At 66.1% G+C, this 16,451-nt stretch carries 18 protein-coding genes; 9 read left to right on the forward strand and 9 right to left on the reverse strand.

Annotated elements, in window-relative coordinates:
* Window positions 1–10 precede the first annotated feature (10 nt).
* Window positions 11–811: a crotonase/enoyl-CoA hydratase family protein gene (locus NWF22_RS22810; RefSeq protein ID WP_160902254.1), complete on the reverse strand. Its 801-nt coding sequence runs from the start codon at window positions 809–811 to the stop codon at window positions 11–13.
* Window positions 812–952: 141 nt separating this feature from the next.
* Here NWF22_RS22810 and NWF22_RS22815 point away from each other — a divergent pair, with 141 nt between their 5' ends.
* Window positions 953–1,504, forward strand: a complete 552-nt coding sequence (locus tag NWF22_RS22815) for a YceI family protein (RefSeq protein ID WP_160902253.1) — start codon at window positions 953–955, stop codon at window positions 1,502–1,504.
* 37 nt (window positions 1,505–1,541) lie between these two features.
* On the opposite strand, the gene NWF22_RS22820 is transcribed toward NWF22_RS22815, so the two are convergent.
* From NWF22_RS22820 to NWF22_RS22835, 4 genes are all read right to left on the reverse strand, one after another.
* Window positions 1,542–2,411 (reverse strand): D-hexose-6-phosphate mutarotase, encoded by an 870-nt coding sequence (locus NWF22_RS22820; RefSeq protein ID WP_258321251.1) that lies wholly within the window; start codon window positions 2,409–2,411, stop codon window positions 1,542–1,544.
* A gap of 65 nt (window positions 2,412–2,476) precedes the next feature.
* Entirely contained in the window at window positions 2,477–3,484 is a 1,008-nt protein-coding gene (locus NWF22_RS22825) for a YihY/virulence factor BrkB family protein (protein ID WP_160902252.1), read from the reverse strand.
* Window positions 3,485–3,651: 167 nt separating this feature from the next.
* Window positions 3,652–3,927, reverse strand: a complete 276-nt coding sequence (locus NWF22_RS22830) for a DUF1918 domain-containing protein (RefSeq protein ID WP_233751157.1) — start codon at window positions 3,925–3,927, stop codon at window positions 3,652–3,654.
* A gap of 334 nt (window positions 3,928–4,261) precedes the next feature.
* Complete coding sequence (locus NWF22_RS22835) at window positions 4,262–5,764, reverse strand: flavin-containing monooxygenase (RefSeq protein WP_202398588.1); 1,503 nt, start codon at window positions 5,762–5,764, stop codon at window positions 4,262–4,264.
* Between the two features lie 133 nt (window positions 5,765–5,897).
* Here NWF22_RS22835 and NWF22_RS22840 point away from each other — a divergent pair, with 133 nt between their 5' ends.
* Genes NWF22_RS22840 through NWF22_RS22870 form a run of 7 tightly spaced genes read left to right on the forward strand, consistent with a single transcriptional unit; the run spans window position 5,898 to window position 11,253 of the window.
* The gene (locus NWF22_RS22840; protein WP_160902767.1) at window positions 5,898–7,148 is read left to right on the forward strand and encodes a PucR family transcriptional regulator; all 1,251 of its coding nucleotides are present in this window, start codon (window positions 5,898–5,900) and stop codon (window positions 7,146–7,148) included.
* The gene (locus tag NWF22_RS22845; protein WP_160902251.1) at window positions 7,145–8,170 is read left to right on the forward strand and encodes a potassium channel family protein; all 1,026 of its coding nucleotides are present in this window, start codon (window positions 7,145–7,147) and stop codon (window positions 8,168–8,170) included. The genes NWF22_RS22840 and NWF22_RS22845 overlap by 4 nt, the downstream gene beginning before the upstream one ends.
* Before the next feature lie 54 nt (window positions 8,171–8,224).
* The gene (locus NWF22_RS22850) at window positions 8,225–8,590 is read left to right on the forward strand and encodes an ArsR/SmtB family transcription factor (protein ID WP_160902250.1); all 366 of its coding nucleotides are present in this window, start codon (window positions 8,225–8,227) and stop codon (window positions 8,588–8,590) included.
* On the forward strand, window positions 8,587–9,690 hold the full coding sequence (gene arsB / locus NWF22_RS22855) for an ACR3 family arsenite efflux transporter (protein ID WP_160902249.1): 1,104 nt from the start codon (window positions 8,587–8,589) through the stop codon (window positions 9,688–9,690). The genes NWF22_RS22850 and arsB overlap by 4 nt, the downstream gene beginning before the upstream one ends.
* Window positions 9,683–10,366, forward strand: a complete 684-nt coding sequence (locus NWF22_RS22860) for an arsenate reductase/protein-tyrosine-phosphatase family protein (RefSeq protein ID WP_160902248.1) — start codon at window positions 9,683–9,685, stop codon at window positions 10,364–10,366. The genes arsB and NWF22_RS22860 overlap by 8 nt, the downstream gene beginning before the upstream one ends.
* 36 nt (window positions 10,367–10,402) lie before the next feature.
* Window positions 10,403–10,840: an arsenate reductase ArsC gene (locus tag NWF22_RS22865; RefSeq protein WP_160902247.1), complete on the forward strand. Its 438-nt coding sequence runs from the start codon at window positions 10,403–10,405 to the stop codon at window positions 10,838–10,840.
* Window positions 10,837–11,253, forward strand: a complete 417-nt coding sequence (locus NWF22_RS22870) for an arsenate-mycothiol transferase ArsC (protein WP_160902246.1) — start codon at window positions 10,837–10,839, stop codon at window positions 11,251–11,253. The genes NWF22_RS22865 and NWF22_RS22870 overlap by 4 nt, the downstream gene beginning before the upstream one ends.
* A gap of 48 nt (window positions 11,254–11,301) precedes the next feature.
* On the opposite strand, the gene NWF22_RS22875 is transcribed toward NWF22_RS22870, so the two are convergent.
* Window positions 11,302–11,814, reverse strand: a complete 513-nt coding sequence (locus NWF22_RS22875) for an ArsI/CadI family heavy metal resistance metalloenzyme (protein WP_202398587.1) — start codon at window positions 11,812–11,814, stop codon at window positions 11,302–11,304.
* Window positions 11,815–11,914: 100 nt separating this feature from the next.
* On the opposite strand from NWF22_RS22875, the gene NWF22_RS22880 reads away from it, so the two are divergent.
* The gene (locus NWF22_RS22880; protein ID WP_160902244.1) at window positions 11,915–12,277 is read left to right on the forward strand and encodes an Rv2640c family ArsR-like transcriptional regulator; all 363 of its coding nucleotides are present in this window, start codon (window positions 11,915–11,917) and stop codon (window positions 12,275–12,277) included.
* Window positions 12,278–12,443: 166 nt separating this feature from the next.
* On the opposite strand, the gene NWF22_RS22885 is transcribed toward NWF22_RS22880, so the two are convergent.
* The 3 genes from NWF22_RS22885 to rsgA all read right to left on the reverse strand — a co-directional run bounded on the left by NWF22_RS22885 (window position 12,444) and on the right by rsgA (window position 16,300).
* Window positions 12,444–14,048 (reverse strand): hypothetical protein, encoded by a 1,605-nt coding sequence (locus tag NWF22_RS22885; RefSeq protein WP_160902243.1) that lies wholly within the window; start codon window positions 14,046–14,048, stop codon window positions 12,444–12,446.
* Window positions 14,049–14,355: 307 nt separating this feature from the next.
* Window positions 14,356–15,048 (reverse strand): hypothetical protein, encoded by a 693-nt coding sequence (locus NWF22_RS22890; protein WP_258321252.1) that lies wholly within the window; start codon window positions 15,046–15,048, stop codon window positions 14,356–14,358.
* Between the two features lie 130 nt (window positions 15,049–15,178).
* Window positions 15,179–16,300, reverse strand: coding sequence for a ribosome small subunit-dependent GTPase A (gene rsgA / locus NWF22_RS22895; RefSeq protein WP_373691967.1), 1,122 nt, complete (start codon window positions 16,298–16,300; stop codon window positions 15,179–15,181).
* Window positions 16,301–16,451 lie beyond the last annotated feature (151 nt).

Genomic DNA, 16,451 nt, shown 5'->3' on the forward strand with positions numbered 1-16,451 from the left:
TGCCGGAAGGTCAGTCGGGGTCGGCGTAGCTGGGGTCGCGCCGCGCCATGCCGGCGTGCACCGCTTCGAGCTGATTGGGCGAACCCATCAGCCCCACCTGCAACTCGCTTTCCAGCATCAGAGCGGCGGCCGGATCCGCACCCGACCACGTCTGGTCGTAGAGCTTCTTGGCGGCCTGGATCGCGTGCGGGGACTTCGCCGCGATGTCGTGGGCCAGGTCGAGCGCTGCCGCCAGTGGGTCGTCGACGGCACGCGTCACCAGCCCCAGGGCGTGTGCTTCGGTGCCCGACACGATTCGACCGGTGAAGGTGAGTTCCTTGGCTACGTCCGCCGGCAACAGCCGCGGAAGGGTCTGGGTGATTCCCATGTCCGGCACGAGACCCCATTTGATCTCCATGATCGACAGCCGGGCGTCGGGTGTGGCGTATCGGATGTCGGCGCCGAGCGCGATCTGCAGACCGCCGCCGAAGCAGTTGCCGGTGATCGCGGCGATGACCGGCGCCGGCACCGTCGCCCAGTCGACCGACACACGTTGCGCCCGGTTGGCGATCTGGTCGTCGTCGCGGTCGAGCAGCGACGCCGCGCCACCGCCTTGGCCGAGACTCGTGATGTCCAGGCCGGAGCAGAAACTCTTGCCCGCCCCGTGCACGACCACCGCACGCACCCGGCGATCCACACGCAGGGCGGCGGTGACCTCCAGGAGGGCATCGAACATGGCGCTGTCGAGTGCGTTGTGTTTGTCTGCGCGATTCAGGGTGACCTGTGCAACGCCCGCGTCGTCGATGGCGAGCGCAATCCTGTCTTCGTTCACCGGCGCGATGCTACGGGGACGGTGGAAGGCGTGGGGCGAGTCGCCGGCTTTTGGCCGGGGGTGCAGGATTGTGGCCTCGCCGGGTTTGCGATCCGTGGCGGCGGATATCGACTCACCCGGAACCGACGTAGGCTGTCAGCCGTGGCGGACACGAACTGGCATCTGAATGGGTCGTCCGGGTCGGTCACCGTCCACACCGGCGTGGCCGGTCGCGCATCACGGGCCGGACACCGACTGACCATCGAGATGCGGGAGTGGTCGGCGGAGGTGACCTGGGAAGGTGACGAACCGACCGGGCTCGCGGCGACCGTGTCGGTTGACTCCCTGACCGTCGTCTCCGGTGCGGGCGGACTGACCCCGATGACCGCCGCGGAGAGATCGGTGGCCCGGGGCAACGCGCTGAAGTCGTTGGACGCGGACAAGTTCGGCGAGATCAGCTATGTCTCCCACGAGCTCACGGCAACGGCCGACGGGTTCCGTGCCGACGGCTCCCTCACCATCCACGGGCGCAGCCGTCCCCGGACGATCGATCTGCTCGTCACCGACATCGACGATCGGTGGGAGATCGCGGCGGAAACCACGATCTCGCAGAAGGACTTCGGCATCCGCCCGTACTCACTGATGATGGGGTCGCTGAAGGTCGCCGACGAGGTCCGGGTGGTGGTCGGCGTATCCCACGCCAAACAGCCGTAACACATCCGCGGCGAAACATGATGTGGTCAGTGCCGCGTCACAGGGGTGTGACCGAAATCGTCTGGGTCAGCGTGTGGGTGCCGCCGGCCGGAACATCGATCACGTCAGGTCCGGCATTGGCGGCCTCAACGCACACGAACTCTCGCCAGTGCGGGCCGACATCGGCCATACCCGCCGCACCGTGTTCGCCGGGATTCCACACCACCGCGCTCTGACCGCCGTGCACCGTCACGTCGATCGCCCGCTGCAGGACCGGGTCGATGAGCCGGTACTCGCCGCCTGCCCCGGGATAGATGCGGTCGCTGCGCGGGTCATCGGCGGGGAGGACCCAATCACCGTGCTGTGGGTGGGTTCTCATGTCGTCGAACTTGTCCAGGTAGGTCAATCCGCCCAGCCCGGCGACCCGCACCGAACCGACATCGGCCACCCGGAGGTAGTTGTGGAAGGCCTCGGTCATCGTGATCGTCTCGGAACCGGGGTTGTGGGTGCGCAGTTGTTGTTCCAGAGCGTCACCCACCCGCACCGTCAGCTGCACGTGCAGCGCCACCTGCTCGATCCCTTGCGGTGCGAATGTGAGTTCGGTGCCTCCGAAATCGGTTGTCCGACCATCGATCACCTCCCACATCGCGGTGCGCGCATATCCGTGCGACGGCGCATCGTCGGGCTGTCCCTCGCGGCCGAAATACGGCCAGCACACCGGCACGCCACCGCGGATCGGGGTGGGCGGGGAGGCGACGAGAGGCGACAACCACATGACGTCGGTGGTGGCACCCGCCGCCACAAAGGACACCACCTGCCCACCGAACAGGGAGATGGACGCGGTGGCCGTGGGTGTCTCCACCACGACCACGTCGAGCCCGTGGATCGTGTCGTAGCGCACGCCGTCGATGTTGCCGGATAACGTCACGCGTTCAGCATGTCACAGCGGGCCGGGAGTGCGCCGAGCCCGAAGTGTCCGGAGTCGCAGCGACGTCACCGGGTGGCTGGCGGGGTCGGGTCATCGACGGGCGGTGAATCGCTGCGGTCGCGCCGACCGAATGTCACATCGATCTCCTGGAACCCTTTGTGCCGCTGAGCCTGCGCTTGAGCCTGGTAGGCCGCTCGATCCCCGCGGGTGAGCACCACATTGTCGGTGAACGGGGTCAGCAGGGATCGCGGGTAGAGTCGGTCGACCCGTACTGTGTTGATCTCCATACACACGACCGCCATCACCGAGGCGAGGTAGAGGAAGGCCAGCAGGCCCAGGACGACCGCGAACACGCCGTTGGTGGCGGTGGCATTGGCGATGACCCGCTGAACGAACACGCTGCCGAAGGTCTGCAACGCCTGCCAGCCGATCGCGGCGGTGATGGCGCCGGGAAGAACGTCGCGAACGCTCACCTCCCGGGCGGTGCCGAACCGGAATCCGACGACGAACACGGCGGCATACAGGATCACCGGGCCCACCAGCGCCAGGAGACGTCCATCCCCGCCGAGATCGATGGCCGCGGTGACACCATTGAGGATGGTCAGCCCGATGACCGCGAGCCCCACCGTGGACAGCAGCATCGCACCCCTGAGCCGGACCTGGATCGGATTGGGCCGCTTGTTACGCGGCACCGCCCATACGATGTTCATCGCGTTCTGGATCGCGACCGAGACACCCAGCGCACCGTAGACGGCGCTCACCACACCGATGGTCACCGCGGTCGCCGAACCGCTTAGTTGACCCTGTTCGCCGAGCTGATCACCGACGACCGGGATCTGGGAGAGCGCCGAGTCGACGATCTGTTCCTGGAGTTCGGGATTCCCCTCGAGGACGAAACCCAGTACCGACGTGAACACCAGCATCAGCGGAAACAGTGAGATGAAGCCGTAATACGTGATCAGCGCGGCGAGGTAGCCGCCCTGATCATCGAAGAACTTGTACGCGACCGCGAGGGGATACCCCGTGCGGGGATGGCGGCGCTGAAAGCCGTCGATGCGCACCGCCACCGACACCCTGCGCCACCTCTCGTCGAATCCGGCGCCCCGTGATCGGTCGGCCGATTCGACACTCCCTGCGGCACCGCTGCACCGAGTCTATGTGCAGTATCAGGGTCGACGCAGTGCACACGCCGACCGGGTCGGACGGTCCCGCTGACCGTCCGATACCGGACCGTCGGCCGTCACCCGTCGGCGTGCTGCCGACGCGCGAGCTCCTCCTGCAGGTGGGACACCTGTTCGGCTCGCGCGGAGTTCAGCGCCTCGACCTCCGCAGCGGTTCGTATGATCGCGTCCGGCCCCGGATATACCAGGGCAGTATGGTCGGCATCCTCCCAGCGGACGACGTACGGAGGCGAGCCATCGCTCGACCGCACTTCCTCGATCAACCCGCGCTCCGGTTCCTTGCCGAGCACCGATTGTTCGACCTCGAGCCAATCTCCTGCTTGCGCGTGCATCATTCCTCCTGATGCGAGAGTGTGATGACACTTCCAGCTTCTCGCATGAGCGGGGCAGAGGCAACGGCCGCAACCACCGCCGGGAACCGCAGAGTTCCGGCCAATTCGTCTATCACATTGGGCCGACAACACATTCGAGCTGCATCGGCGGCGTCGTCAGGCCATCGTCTTGACGGTCGGGCCACCGGCGCGGCGCGGCCCTGCGGGCCGCATCCGGTGGGGCCACCCGGTCGTTGCTGCCGATCTGCACGAGCATCGGGCAGGTGACCTGTGGCGCCTGTGTGATCGGCCGGTTGAATGCGACCTCCAGCGAGGTGCGCGCGCAGACCTCGTTGCGTCATGAGGCGACCGCCACGGTCGCGACCTCGACCACGTCGAACTTCAGCTCGGGGTCGTCGACGGGGCCGTGCTCGAGACGCTCGATGTCGGCCTCATACGACATCTTGACCGTCCACGGTCCGGTGGTGCCTGCCTTCGGGAACGCGCCGATTCGGCGCTGCACGTAGCCCGAGCTCATGTCGAGCAGCGGGGCGCGGTCCATTGTCGAGTCGGCCAGGACGGGGGTCACGACGTCGCGACCCTGCTCGTCCATGTGATCGAGCAGCCTCACCATATGGGAGCAGACGAGGTCGACCTTCAAGGTCCAGGCGATGTTCGTGTAGCCGATCGCGAAGACGAAATTGGGTACACCGCTGAGCATCATGGACTTGTAGACGACCGTGTCCCTCACGTCGACCTGCTCGCCGTCGACGCTCAGGTCGATGCCGCCGAACGGCAACAGGTCCAGGCCGGTGGCTGTCACGATGATGTCGGCATCGAGATGCTGACCGGATGTCAGCGCGATACCGGTCTCGGTGAAGCTGTCGATGTGGTCGGTCACCACCGACGCCCGGCCGGACGAGATCGCCGTGAACAGATCACCGTTGGGCACCATGCACAGCCGCTGATCCCACGGGTCGTAGCTGGGGTTGAAGTGGGTGTCGACGTCATATCCCTTGGGCAGTCGCCGCTTCACGTCGGCCATCAGCAGCGTGCGGATGAGCGTCGGCGCGCGCTTGCTGGCCTTGAAGATGCCCCGGTTGAGCGCGATGTTCTTGCGCCGGATGATTCGATAGGCCTTGTCGGGTCCGATGACCCTGTTCATCGTGTTGGCGATGGCATCCTCACCGGGCAGCGACAGGACATAGCTGGGGGAGCGCTGCAGCATCGTGACGTGGGACGCCTCGGCAGCCATCGCCGGGATCAGCGTCACCGCGGTGGCACCGCTGCCGATCACCACGACCTTCTTGCCGGTGTAGTCGAGATCCTCGGGCCAGTGCTGGGGATGGATGATCTGACCGCTGAACGTGTCACGGCCCGGGAACTCCGGGGTATAGCCGGCCTCGTAGTTGTAGTAGCCGGTGCCGGAGTAGACGAAGCGGGCCGTGTACGACCTGGGTTCGTGCGTGTGCGCGTCGATGGCGTGGATCGTCCAACGTCCGGTCCGGGAATCGAAATCGGCGCCCTCGACCTTGGTGTCGTGGTGGATGTGCGTGCGGATGTCGTTCTCGTCGACGGTCTCGTTGAGGTAGTCGAGGATGACCTGGGCGTCGGCGATGGACTGCCGGTGCGTCCACGGCTTGAACCCGAACCCGAACGAGGGCATGTCCGAATCCGACCGGATGCCCGGATAGCGAAATAGGTCCCAGGTGCCGCCGAGCGCCGAGCGTCCCTCGAGGATCGCGAACGATGTGGTCGGTCGCTTGGTCTTGAGGTGGTAGGCCGCGCCGATCCCGGAAATGCCGGCGCCGATGATGACGACCTCGAAATCGGTGGCGAATGTGGGTGTGTGGGGGACCATGGTGAGCCTCCTGGATGATCGGTGACATCGTGATGGAGATCACGGTAGGGTCGCCACACGGCGCGAACTATGTCACCAGGTACATATTTTCCCATCCCGCATGGCTCTGGGCACATAGAGTGACATCGTGACGATGGCCCAGGACCGGCTCATTGCCGACATTGCCGATCGCATGCTCGCCGACCTCGACGAGCTCGTCGAGGCCATGAACGACGCCGAGTCCGAGATCGTGCCGAGTCTGGCCGCCGACCGGGCCATCGCGGAGGAGATGTCGGCGAGCAACCGCGCCAATATCACCGCAGTGCTGCACGGACTGCGCTTTGACACCCGCAGCACAGGTCCCGCTACGCCGCCGCGCGAAGCGCTCGACGTGTTGCGCACGGTGGTGCGCCGCGGACTCGACCTCGACGTGATGTTCCAGGCATACCGGCGCGGTCAGACCGTGGTGTGGCAGCACTTCATGCGACTCGCACCCACCATGACACCGCCGGGACCGGAGCTCGTGGACGTGATCGACCGCTTCGCGGAAGTCATGTTCACCTATGTCGACCGCGTACTCCTCGAACTGGTGGCCGAGGCGCAACGGATTCGCGAGGAGATGCAGGGCGGTGCGCTCGCGCGTCGGACCGAGACCGTCCGCCTCATCCTCGATGGCGCACCGATCGACGAACGGGTGGCCGCCGGCCGACTCGGCTACGAACTGGCGCAGCGACACACCGCCGCGGTCCTGTGGCTCCAGGATTCGGCCGGTGATGACGGCACCCTGGAATCGGTTGCCACCTCGCTCGCCCGCGCCGTGCGGGCTCGCCCGCCGTTGACCATCTCGGCCGGCGTCCGCGCGGTGTGGGCATGGCTTCCCGGCGAAGCGTTCACCTCGGTCGCGGAGCTGCGGCACACCGTGACCCGGGCGCCCGCCGGTGTCCGGGTGGCCATGGGGCCCACACGCGAGGGTCTTGCCGGCTTTCGGTCGTCGCACGCCGACGCGCTCGTCGTCGAACAGCTCGTCGCCGAGAATCCGGGCGGCGAACGCCTGGTCGCCTTCGACGACATCGCGCCGATCGCCGCGCTTGCGCGTGACGAACGGGACGCTGCCCAGTTCGTCGCCGCCACACTGGGTGCACTCGCCTCCGACGACGAACGAGGCGCACGGCTGCGCGCCACGCTGCGGGTGTACCTCGCCGCGGCCGACAATGCTTCGGTGGCAGCCGAGCACATGCACACCCACCGCAACACGATCCTGCAACGCGTCGGCAAGGCGACCGAATTGCTCGGTCATCCGCCGGGCCAACGCCGGTTGGGGCTGATGACCGCGCTCGACGTGGTCCATTACCTCGGGCCGCGTGTTCTGACCGGTGGTGCCCCGACTCCCACCGGCGCCCGATGACGGCCGTTGCGGTTGTCGTCGGCGTTGTGCTGATCGCGCTCACGACAACCGATCTGCTGCTGACCGTCCTGCATCCGACGCGTCGGGGACCGTTGAGCCAGTCGACCATGAAGATGATCTGGCGGATGTCGTTGACGGCGGCGGGGCGACTGCATCGTGAAGCGATCGTCGGTTTCGCGGCACCTACGATGATGCTGGCCCAGCTCGCCGGCTGGGTTCTCGGGCTGTGGCTCGGGTTCGGTCTGGTCTTCGCGGGTTATCCAGATCAGCTGAGTTCCCTGCCGCCGGGGCGCACGGTCGTGCAGGCTCTGCCCGAAGCGCTGTACCTGAGCGGCGCCTCGTTGACGACGGTCGGCTTCGGGGATCTGGTCGCCGAGAACGATGTGCTGCAACTGCTGACGGTGGCCGAGGCCGGCGCAGGGCTCGCTGTCTTCGGTGCCGCGATCGCCTACGTGCTCGCGGTCTATCCACGCGTCTCCGAAATCCGGGTCATGGCCGGCGAACTCGCTTGTGTGCGCAACGACCACGAGGCTGCACAACTGGTCGCCAACGGCGGACCGTCGCGTCTGCAGGCACTGCATCACGATCTGATCCAGCTCGATGAGAGCACTCAGCGGTTTCCGATCCTGTACTACTTCCACTCCCGCGACCCCGAGGCGTCGCTCGCGACCGCAATTCACGCGGCCAGCCTGATCACGCTGCAACTGCGGTTCGCGACCGCCACCGAGGTGCTGCCGACGGCGCGTTGGCACGGCGTTCTGCTCGACAGTGCGGTCACCCGGGTGATCGAGCACTTCCGCCATCGCTATCACCCCGACGGAGACTCCAACTCGGATTGGGGACCAGACGACCCCGAGATCGACCGGAGACTGCGCGACCTACGGCGGGCCGCAACCGACGTGACCGGGGCGTCGGCCGAGGACGCTCCTGATCGCGCCGCACTGGCCGGGCTGCTCGGCCGCTCGCACATCTTCCTCACCGAGCTGGAGCGCTGGCACCTGTATCCGCATCACCCGATGTGAGCGGCCGGGTGCATCCGATTGTCACCTTACTTCGATGTGTGTGAATATTGACGCATGTCGAATCAAGAGCTTTCCCTGGCCACCGTTGGTGGTGGCCTGAGTGCAGCGCGGGCGGCGTCATCGGCGCCGGCCCTGAAGGCGCTCGGCGACCCGGTGCGGTTACGACTCCTCAGCGAAGTCGCGGCGTCGCCCGGCGGTGAAGCCTGCGTCTGCGACATCTCGGGACCGTTCGACTTGTCACAGCCGACGATCAGCCATCACCTGAAGGTGCTGCGCGAGGCGGGGCTGGTGACCAGTGAACGCCGCGCGACGTGGGTGTATTACCGGGTCAATACCGAGGCGCTGGCGCAACTCGCCGGACTGTTGGGTGAGCTGTCCTCGGTGGTGGGGGAGTCGCGTTCCTGCGAGGTGCCCGAATGAGCGCCGCGGACACCGGGGTTGCCGGACGCCTGTCAGTACTCGACCGATTCCTGCCGGTATGGATCGGCGCGGCGATGGTGGCGGGGCTGCTTCTCGGCCGGATCATTCCGGGGCTCGGTGACGCGCTCGCCTCGGTCGAGATCGACGGCATATCACTGCCGATCGCGCTCGGCCTGCTGATCATGATGTACCCGGTGCTGGCCAAGGTCCGCTATGACCGGCTCGATTCGGTGACCGGCGACCGGCGTCTGCTGATCGGCTCCCTGCTGCTGAACTGGATCATCGGTCCCGCATTGATGTTCACCCTGGCCTGGCTGTTATTGCCGGATCTGCCGGAGTATCGCACCGGCCTGATCATCGTGGGGCTGGCGCGGTGTATCGCGATGGTCATCATCTGGAACGACCTGGCCTGTGGCGATCGCGAGGCCGCGGCTGTTCTTGTGGCGTTGAACTCGATCTTCCAGGTCGTGATGTTCGCCGTGCTCGGATGGTTCTACCTCTCGGTGCTGCCCGGCTGGCTCGGACTCGAGCAGACCACGATCGACACATCGCCGTGGGCGATCGCCAAATCGGTGCTGATCTTCCTCGGGATCCCGCTGTTGGCCGGCTACCTGACCCGCCGGCTGGGCGAGCGCGCCAAGGGCCGGGAATGGTACGAGAGCACCTTCTTGCCGCGACTGGGACCGTGGGCTCTGTACGGATTGTTGTTCACGATCGTCATTCTGTTCGCGCTGCAGGGAGAGCAGATCACCTCTCATCCGTGGGACGTCGTCCGGATCGCCCTGCCGCTGCTGATCTACTTCGCGGTGATGTGGGGTGGCGGTTTCCTCCTGGGCGCTGTGATGGGTCTCGGCTACGCACGGACCACCACGTTGGCGTTCACCGCAGCCGGCAACAACTTCGAGCTGGCCATCGCCGTTGCGATCGCGACCTATGGGGCGTCGTCGGGTCAGGCGTTGGCCGGCGTGATCGGTCCGCTCATCGAGGTCCCGGTGTTGGTGGCGCTCGTCTACGTGTCACTCGCACTGCGCAAACGCTTCACCGGTGGCCGACAGGAGCCATCACTTGATGAATCGAAGGAGTCTGTTCGCGATGTCTGAGAACCCGCTCGAAGAAGAGTTACGGCACGGTGAGCATCGAGCCCAACCCGAGCTTCTGATGCCGCACACCACGCTCGCGCGCATTGCCGGGAACCTGGCAATCAAGTACGAGGGGATCGTGTCGCGGCAAACGGTCGAACGCTGTGTGTTCGAATCCTATGCGGCACTGCGTCGCACCGCCCGAATCCAGGCCCATCTGACGACGTTGGCGGGTCGGTTCGCCGCGGACCGACTGCAGGCGCTGGCGCAGGCCGAGGGGATGCTGCCGAAGGATGTACCGGAGGTGCTGTTCATCTGCGTCCACAATGCGGGCCGGTCACAGATGGCGGCCGGCCTGCTGGCGCGGCACGCGCAAGGCCGGGTTCACGTGCGCTCGGCCGGGTCGGCGCCGGTCGGTTCGATCAACCCGACCGTGGTGCAAGCGATGGGTGAAATCGACATCGATCTGGGAGCCGAGTTTCCCAAACCGCTCACCGACGATGTGGTGGCCGCCGCCGACGTGGTGGTCTCGATGGGCTGCGGGGATGCGTGCCCGATCTATCCGGGCAAACGCTACTTGGACTGGAAGGTCTCCGACCCCGACGGTCGACCCATCGACGAGGTACGCGCCATCCGCGACGATCTCGACGCACGTGTACGAGAGCTGCTCGCCGAGCTTGCCGTTCAACCTGCCTGAATCTCTAGCCGTTTCCCGTGAAAGGGGTCTGTCTTCATGCCTGCGACCACTCCGAGTGTGCTGTTCGTGTGTGTCCACAACGCCGGCCGTTCCCAGATGGCGGCCGGTTTCCTCGCCGCCCTCGGGGGCGATCGGGTGGAGGTCCGGTCGGCCGGATCCGCACCCGCTGACACCATCAACCCAGCGGCCGTCGAAGCGATGGCGGAGATCGGCATCGACATCTCCGCACAGTCACCCAAGATCCTGACCCCGGAAACCGTCGAGACATCCGACGTCGTCATCACCATGGGCTGCGGCGATGCGTGTCCGGTGTTTCCCGGTGTCAGCTACCGGGACTGGGCCTTGGACGACCCCGCCGGCAAGGGCGTCGACTCGGTCCGGCCGATCCGGGATCAGATCCGTCAGCTCGTCGTCGAACTCCTCGAGGAACTCGACGCCGAACTCGATCGTGCGGAGCAAGGCACCGCCCCATGACCGGCGCTCCCTCGGTGTTGTTCGTCTGCGTCAGCAATCGCGGAAAATCGGCGATGGCCGAGGGGCTCGCACGTGCGCTGGCCGCAGACACCATCACCTCTTCGTCGGCGGGCACCGAGGCCAAGCTCGGTGCCACACCCAATGATCTGTCGGTGGAGGTGCTCGCCGAGGTCGGCGCCGATATCAGCCGGCACACGCCCCGACAACTCACCGACGACCTCATGCGGTCCGCCGACCTCACCGTTGTGGTCGGTACATCCGCCGTGGTCGAGGGACCTGACAATTCCCGGGTCGAGGTGTGGGATATCGACGAGCCCTCTGCACGCGGTATCGAGGGGATCGATCGGATGAGACTCATCCGCGATGAGCTGGTCGACCGGATCAACGATCTGTCCCGGCGGCTCGCGTCCTGACGCGTGGAGCGGGCGGTCACCGCGGCGACGCCCGCTCCACACTCGAATTCAGCAGCATGCGGCCTTTGCATCGGCGGCGTCGTGGGCAACCGAGGAGTCCGCGGCGGCGGTGCTGCTGCAGCACACCGAACCGCATTCGGCATCCCCTGACGCATCACCACCCTGCGCCAGCAGTGTCGGACTGTCACCAAACCGGTCGGCGTCGGCGAGCACGGTGTACACCTCCCACTTCTCGTCGCCGGGGCCGGTCACCCACACCTTGTCCTGTGTGGCGAAGCAACAGGTGGTATTCATCTCCTCTTCGGTGAAAAGCCCTTCGGCCGACAGTCGTTCGATCTCGGCGTGCACCTGTTCACTGGACTCGACCTCCACGCCCAGGTGGTTGATCGAGCCACCCCGGCCGGGGTTCTCCAGCAAGACCAGTTTCAGCGGCGGCTCGGCGATGGCGAAGTTCGCGTAGCCCGGCTTGAGTTTCGCCGGCGCGGTGTTGAACAGCTTCGAGTAGAACTCGACGGCTTGATCCATATCGTCGACGTTGAGTGCGAGTTGCATGCGGGACATGACCAACCAACCTTCTGTAGTGAGACATATATCGAATTACCGGCGTACCTCAGAGTGCCACCTTTTCGACATATGTCAATAGCCAGAGTAAGCTGAATGCATGCCGAAGTCTCTGCCCGTCATCGATGTCAGTGGCCCGATATGTTGTGCACCCGTCTCCGCTGCTCCCGTGGACGACGCGGCGGCCCTCGAGATCGCACTGCGGCTCAAGGCACTCGCAGACCCGGCGCGAATCAAGTTGCTGTCCATCCTGCTCGCCGACGACGCCGACGGTGTGTGTACCTGCGACCTCGCGACCGGCCTCGGGTTGACCGAGGCCACCACCAGCCATCACCTCGGTCAATTGCGCAAGGCCGGCATGGTGATACCCGAGCGACGAGGGATGAACGTCTACTACCGGGCACAACCCGAGTCGCTGAACGCGTTGTGCACTGTGCTGGGGACGTCGGCGAACTGCGGCTAATACGGACCGAGAGCCTGCCGCGCAATCGAAGTCGACGTGTGTGCATCGCCGTCGAGACTGCAGCGAACAGACGGCCCTGCAGTGCGATGGCGCACTGCAGCCGCCGGCCGGGTAGGTCGGCTGAGCTCAGTGTTCGGTGCGTGCCTCGCGAAGAGGCATCGCACCTCTAGGGGTGGCGACAACGCCGGTCTCGATACAGGTGCAACATGCCGGCGCGCGGCGTGGTCGACGGCCGACAGAGGCGAGAATGGGCTGATGAGCCGGCAGGTGGTGGTGGTGGTGGTGCGAACCGTGTTCGGACAGCGCCGCTGACGGCCAGGGCGTCAGGACAGGCCAGGATAGGAGTGGCCTCACCTGAGTCGATGCCACCCGAGTCGGTGCTCTTGGGCTCGTCGGCGCACGCGTCGTCGCTGCCGAATGCCTCGATGGTGTCGGGACGCCGACACTCGGCGCGGCGGCCACGGGGTTCGTCGTGATCACCCGGTGGGGTAGCTGTCGAGGTTGCGTCTTCGCCTGGGGCGTCAGTATCCGACCTGTCGGCAACCGAGTCCTCTGTGACCGACCCTTCAGCGGCCGGTGTCACCGCCGCGTGGTCGACGAGAACTACTTCCTCCGCGGCCCTTTCGGCGTCCTTCTCTGCGGCGTCCTTCTCTGCGGCGTCCTTCTCTGCGGCGTCGTTCTCTGCGGCGTCGTCCTTGTGGGCGCTGTCGCCGTGGGCGCCGGTCTGTTCGACGCCGTTCTTGCCGTCGGTCGCCGGAGGCGTGCTCGCCGCCGATGCGGTCGCGCGGCCGGCAGGTGCGGGACGGACATGGGTGCGGGCGGTGCAGGTGTCGTAGCCGCATTCGCATTGCAGGCGCACGTCGGGGACGCCGTGGATTTCGGCGAGGGCGACGGCGCGGCGGTGTCCGACGCGGCGGGGGTCGCGACGGCAGACGCGTTCGTCGAGGAGGGCGGCGATGCGGTGTTGCAGGTGGATGGCGTGTTCGGCGCTCAGGCAGGCCGACATCTCCATGTGGCCGAAGGCTTCTTTGGCGAAGGTGACGTTCTGGAACATCTGGGCGACGTCCTCACGCGCTTCGGCATGAGCGTCGGGGTCCAGGCTGATCAGCGCACTGTCGAGTTCGTCGCGTAGCACGGTGTCGGGGGTGGGCCGGTAGGCCAGTTCCAGCGCGATGTCCTCGAAATCAATCGGGGCCTCGGCCGGGGCCTCGGCGTCCTGGGTCGCTTCGCCATCGGCACAGGCGGCCTCGTCTGGGGTCGGTTGGTCCTGTGCCGCATCGTCGTTGGTGCCGGCGTTGTGGGTGGGTCGGGGGCCAAGGGCTTCATCGAGGATTTCGTTGAGGCGCGGGCGTAGGTCTCCTGTGGGCGCGGTTTGGGAGCTTTTGGCCAGTTCGGTGACGCGGTGGGTGCTGAAGTCCCCGGCGAGGTAGGCCAACCGGATCTTGGGCAGGTGCGCCAGCATCTGCGCGAGTGAGGACCATTCGCCGGCTTTGCCGCGGGTGATACCCAGTTGTAGGGAGATCTCGCCGATGGCGTGTTTGTGGGCTTTGGTGTGTGAGCGGGAGTTGTCGTAGGGGCCCTGGCCGTTCATGCGGTCGTTGTAGGCGCGGTCGCCGATCATGCCGGCGCCGAGCACGGCTCGGGCCTCGGACTGGCGGCTCAGGCGCAGCATGTCGCGCACGCCGTCGGTGTAGGCCATCTCCTCGGCGACACCGTCGAGCGGCGCCGACAACACCGTGTCGTCGGCGTCGTGATCGGTGAAGGAGAACACGAGCGGACCTTTCTGCACGAGCCCGAGGCGGGCCACGGAAACGTCGAACGGAGCGGAAACGAGAACTACGGTCAGGCTATCGGACGGCACCGACAACAACGGTTGGCTGTGGTCCAGCCAAGGTCAGTTGCGAGTAGATCGAACAGATGCAGACTATCGACGGGTTCCGACAACATCGGTCTCTCCAGGAGCCGGGCCACGATCTCACACGAAACCAACTGCGCGCCTTACGGTCGACTTCGTCGCGGAGGTTGTCGAAGACGGTGCAACCGGTGATTCTCCTGTCGGAGGTCGGCTGCCGAGACCCTCAGTCCACCACGGTTCGCGACAGCACCGTCGATGTGTCGATGATTTCGAACTGCCGACCGTCAACGGTAAGGACCTTCAAGAATCCCGGCTCCGTTTCGAGCACGTACACTTCGAACTCCCCGGCAGTCGTGACTATCGACTCCCGAGACATCCACGGTGTGTCCACCACCGCGGCTATCACGAGAATGCCCATGATGCCGATGAGCCCGACCCGCCGGGTCAGCGCGGTAGTGATCGCTTGTGCCCCCTCGTGGGTATTCAGCAGCCACACGCCGACGAACACCACCGGGAGAACGACCACGCAGACGAGGACCCACCAGTCGTTCAGGCTGGTCACCAGGGCCGCCACACCGGCCATCGCGGCCGCGACGAGCACGAGGTCCGACAGGCGCAACTGCCGCACCGCACCTCTGCCCGATCTCAGGATTGAGATCAGCGCCAGCGGTAGGACGATGACGAGCAGAGTCCCGGTGAGGGCGGGCCAGGCGAATAGGGTACCGAACGCGAGCGGGATCGCGTCGCCGAAATCAATGGTCTCCGCGACATCGGCCGCAGTGTGCCAGTCCCACTCCGAGACTGCGAGAACACGCAGGAGAAGGAAAAGCGCGGCGACGCCGGCCGAGATTCCCAGGTCGAGTGAGAGATCCGCATGTTTCTGATTCCCATCCGATCGGTCCGGTGACGTCGACACGAAGTCACCATAGCCCGGATCCAACCCACCGGATCGGCTCGTCGACGTCGCCGCGTGTTCGGTCTGTACCGTGCGCTTTCCGCAGACTCCCGAACGCTGCCTGGCACTACCGTCGGCTATGCGGCGTCGGTCACCGTTTGCGGTTTCCCGACCGGTTGATGGCGCGACGCATTCGGGCGATCTCTTTCTTGGTCTCTCGTTCCCGCTCGGCACGAAGCCGCGCATCGGTGCGGGAGGCGGCATAGGCGTTCTCCCGCAAGAGCCGACGGTAGTTGTCGAGGCGTCGCTGAGGGAGGTCACCGGACTCGACGGCCGCCAGGACCGCACAGCCCGGCTCAACGGTGTGCGCGCAGTCGCCGAATCGGCAGTCACCGGCCAACTCGATGATCTCGGGGAAGGTCTGATCGAGTCCCTCGTCGACCTCCAGTACGCCGACACCACGCAAACCGGGCGTGTCCAGTAGCACGCCACCGGTGGGCAACGGCAACAACTCCCGCCATGCGGTGGTGTGGCGGCCCTTGCCGTCACTGCTGCGCACGGCCCCGGTCGCCAGCCGGTCCTCGCCGAGCAGGCAATTGCCGAGAGTGGACTTGCCCACGCCGGACGGACCGAGCAGAACGACCGTGCCCGACAGTGCGTCGACCACTGTGTCCATACCCTCGCCGGTGGTCGCGCTGGTGACCAGTACCTGGACGCCCGGCGCGACACTCGACACCTCCGCGACCGCCTGCGGGACGTCGGCGCATCGGTCGGCCTTGGTCAACACCACCACCGGGGTGGCGCCGCTCTCCCAGGCCAGCGCCAGCAACCGCTCGATGCGTCCGGGCCGGATCCGATCGGCGAGAGAGACGACCACGGCCACAGTGTCGACGTTGGCGGCAAGGACCTGACCTTGTGAGGTGCGGGAGGCGGTGGCACGAACCACAGCGGTGCGGCGTGGCAAGACCGTCACAATGGTTGCCGCGTCGGTCGCGGTGGCGGGTCGCAGTGCCACCCAGTCACCGGTGCACGGAGACAACGAATCCTCGGCATGTGAGGCGAGGCTTGTTGCCGCCCGCACCGGACCGGTCTCGGCGACGACGTCGCAGAGACCACGCTCGGCGCGCACGACCCGGCCCGGCACGAGGCCGTCGGCTCGGTAGCCGACGAACGCCTCTTCGCGGTGCGTGTCCCAACCGAATGCTGCGGGAGTCAGCTCGGGCCTGGGGATGAGGTGGGGTGTGGGTTGCTGAAAATCGGGTTCGTGAAACACAGGAGAGACCTTTGAGACAGGGGCCTCCTGAATCAGTGACCACGCATGGCGAACTCAGATGGAGCGAGCAGGTTGCGTGGTGTGCGTCAGGACAATGCCCGGGAAATGAGGACGAAGGGAACGCTGCACTGCGCAGCGGTGCCGGCGGTCA

It is taken from the genome of Gordonia mangrovi, from assembly GCF_024734075.1.
Taxonomy (GTDB): Bacteria; Actinomycetota; Actinomycetes; order Mycobacteriales; family Mycobacteriaceae; genus Gordonia; species Gordonia mangrovi.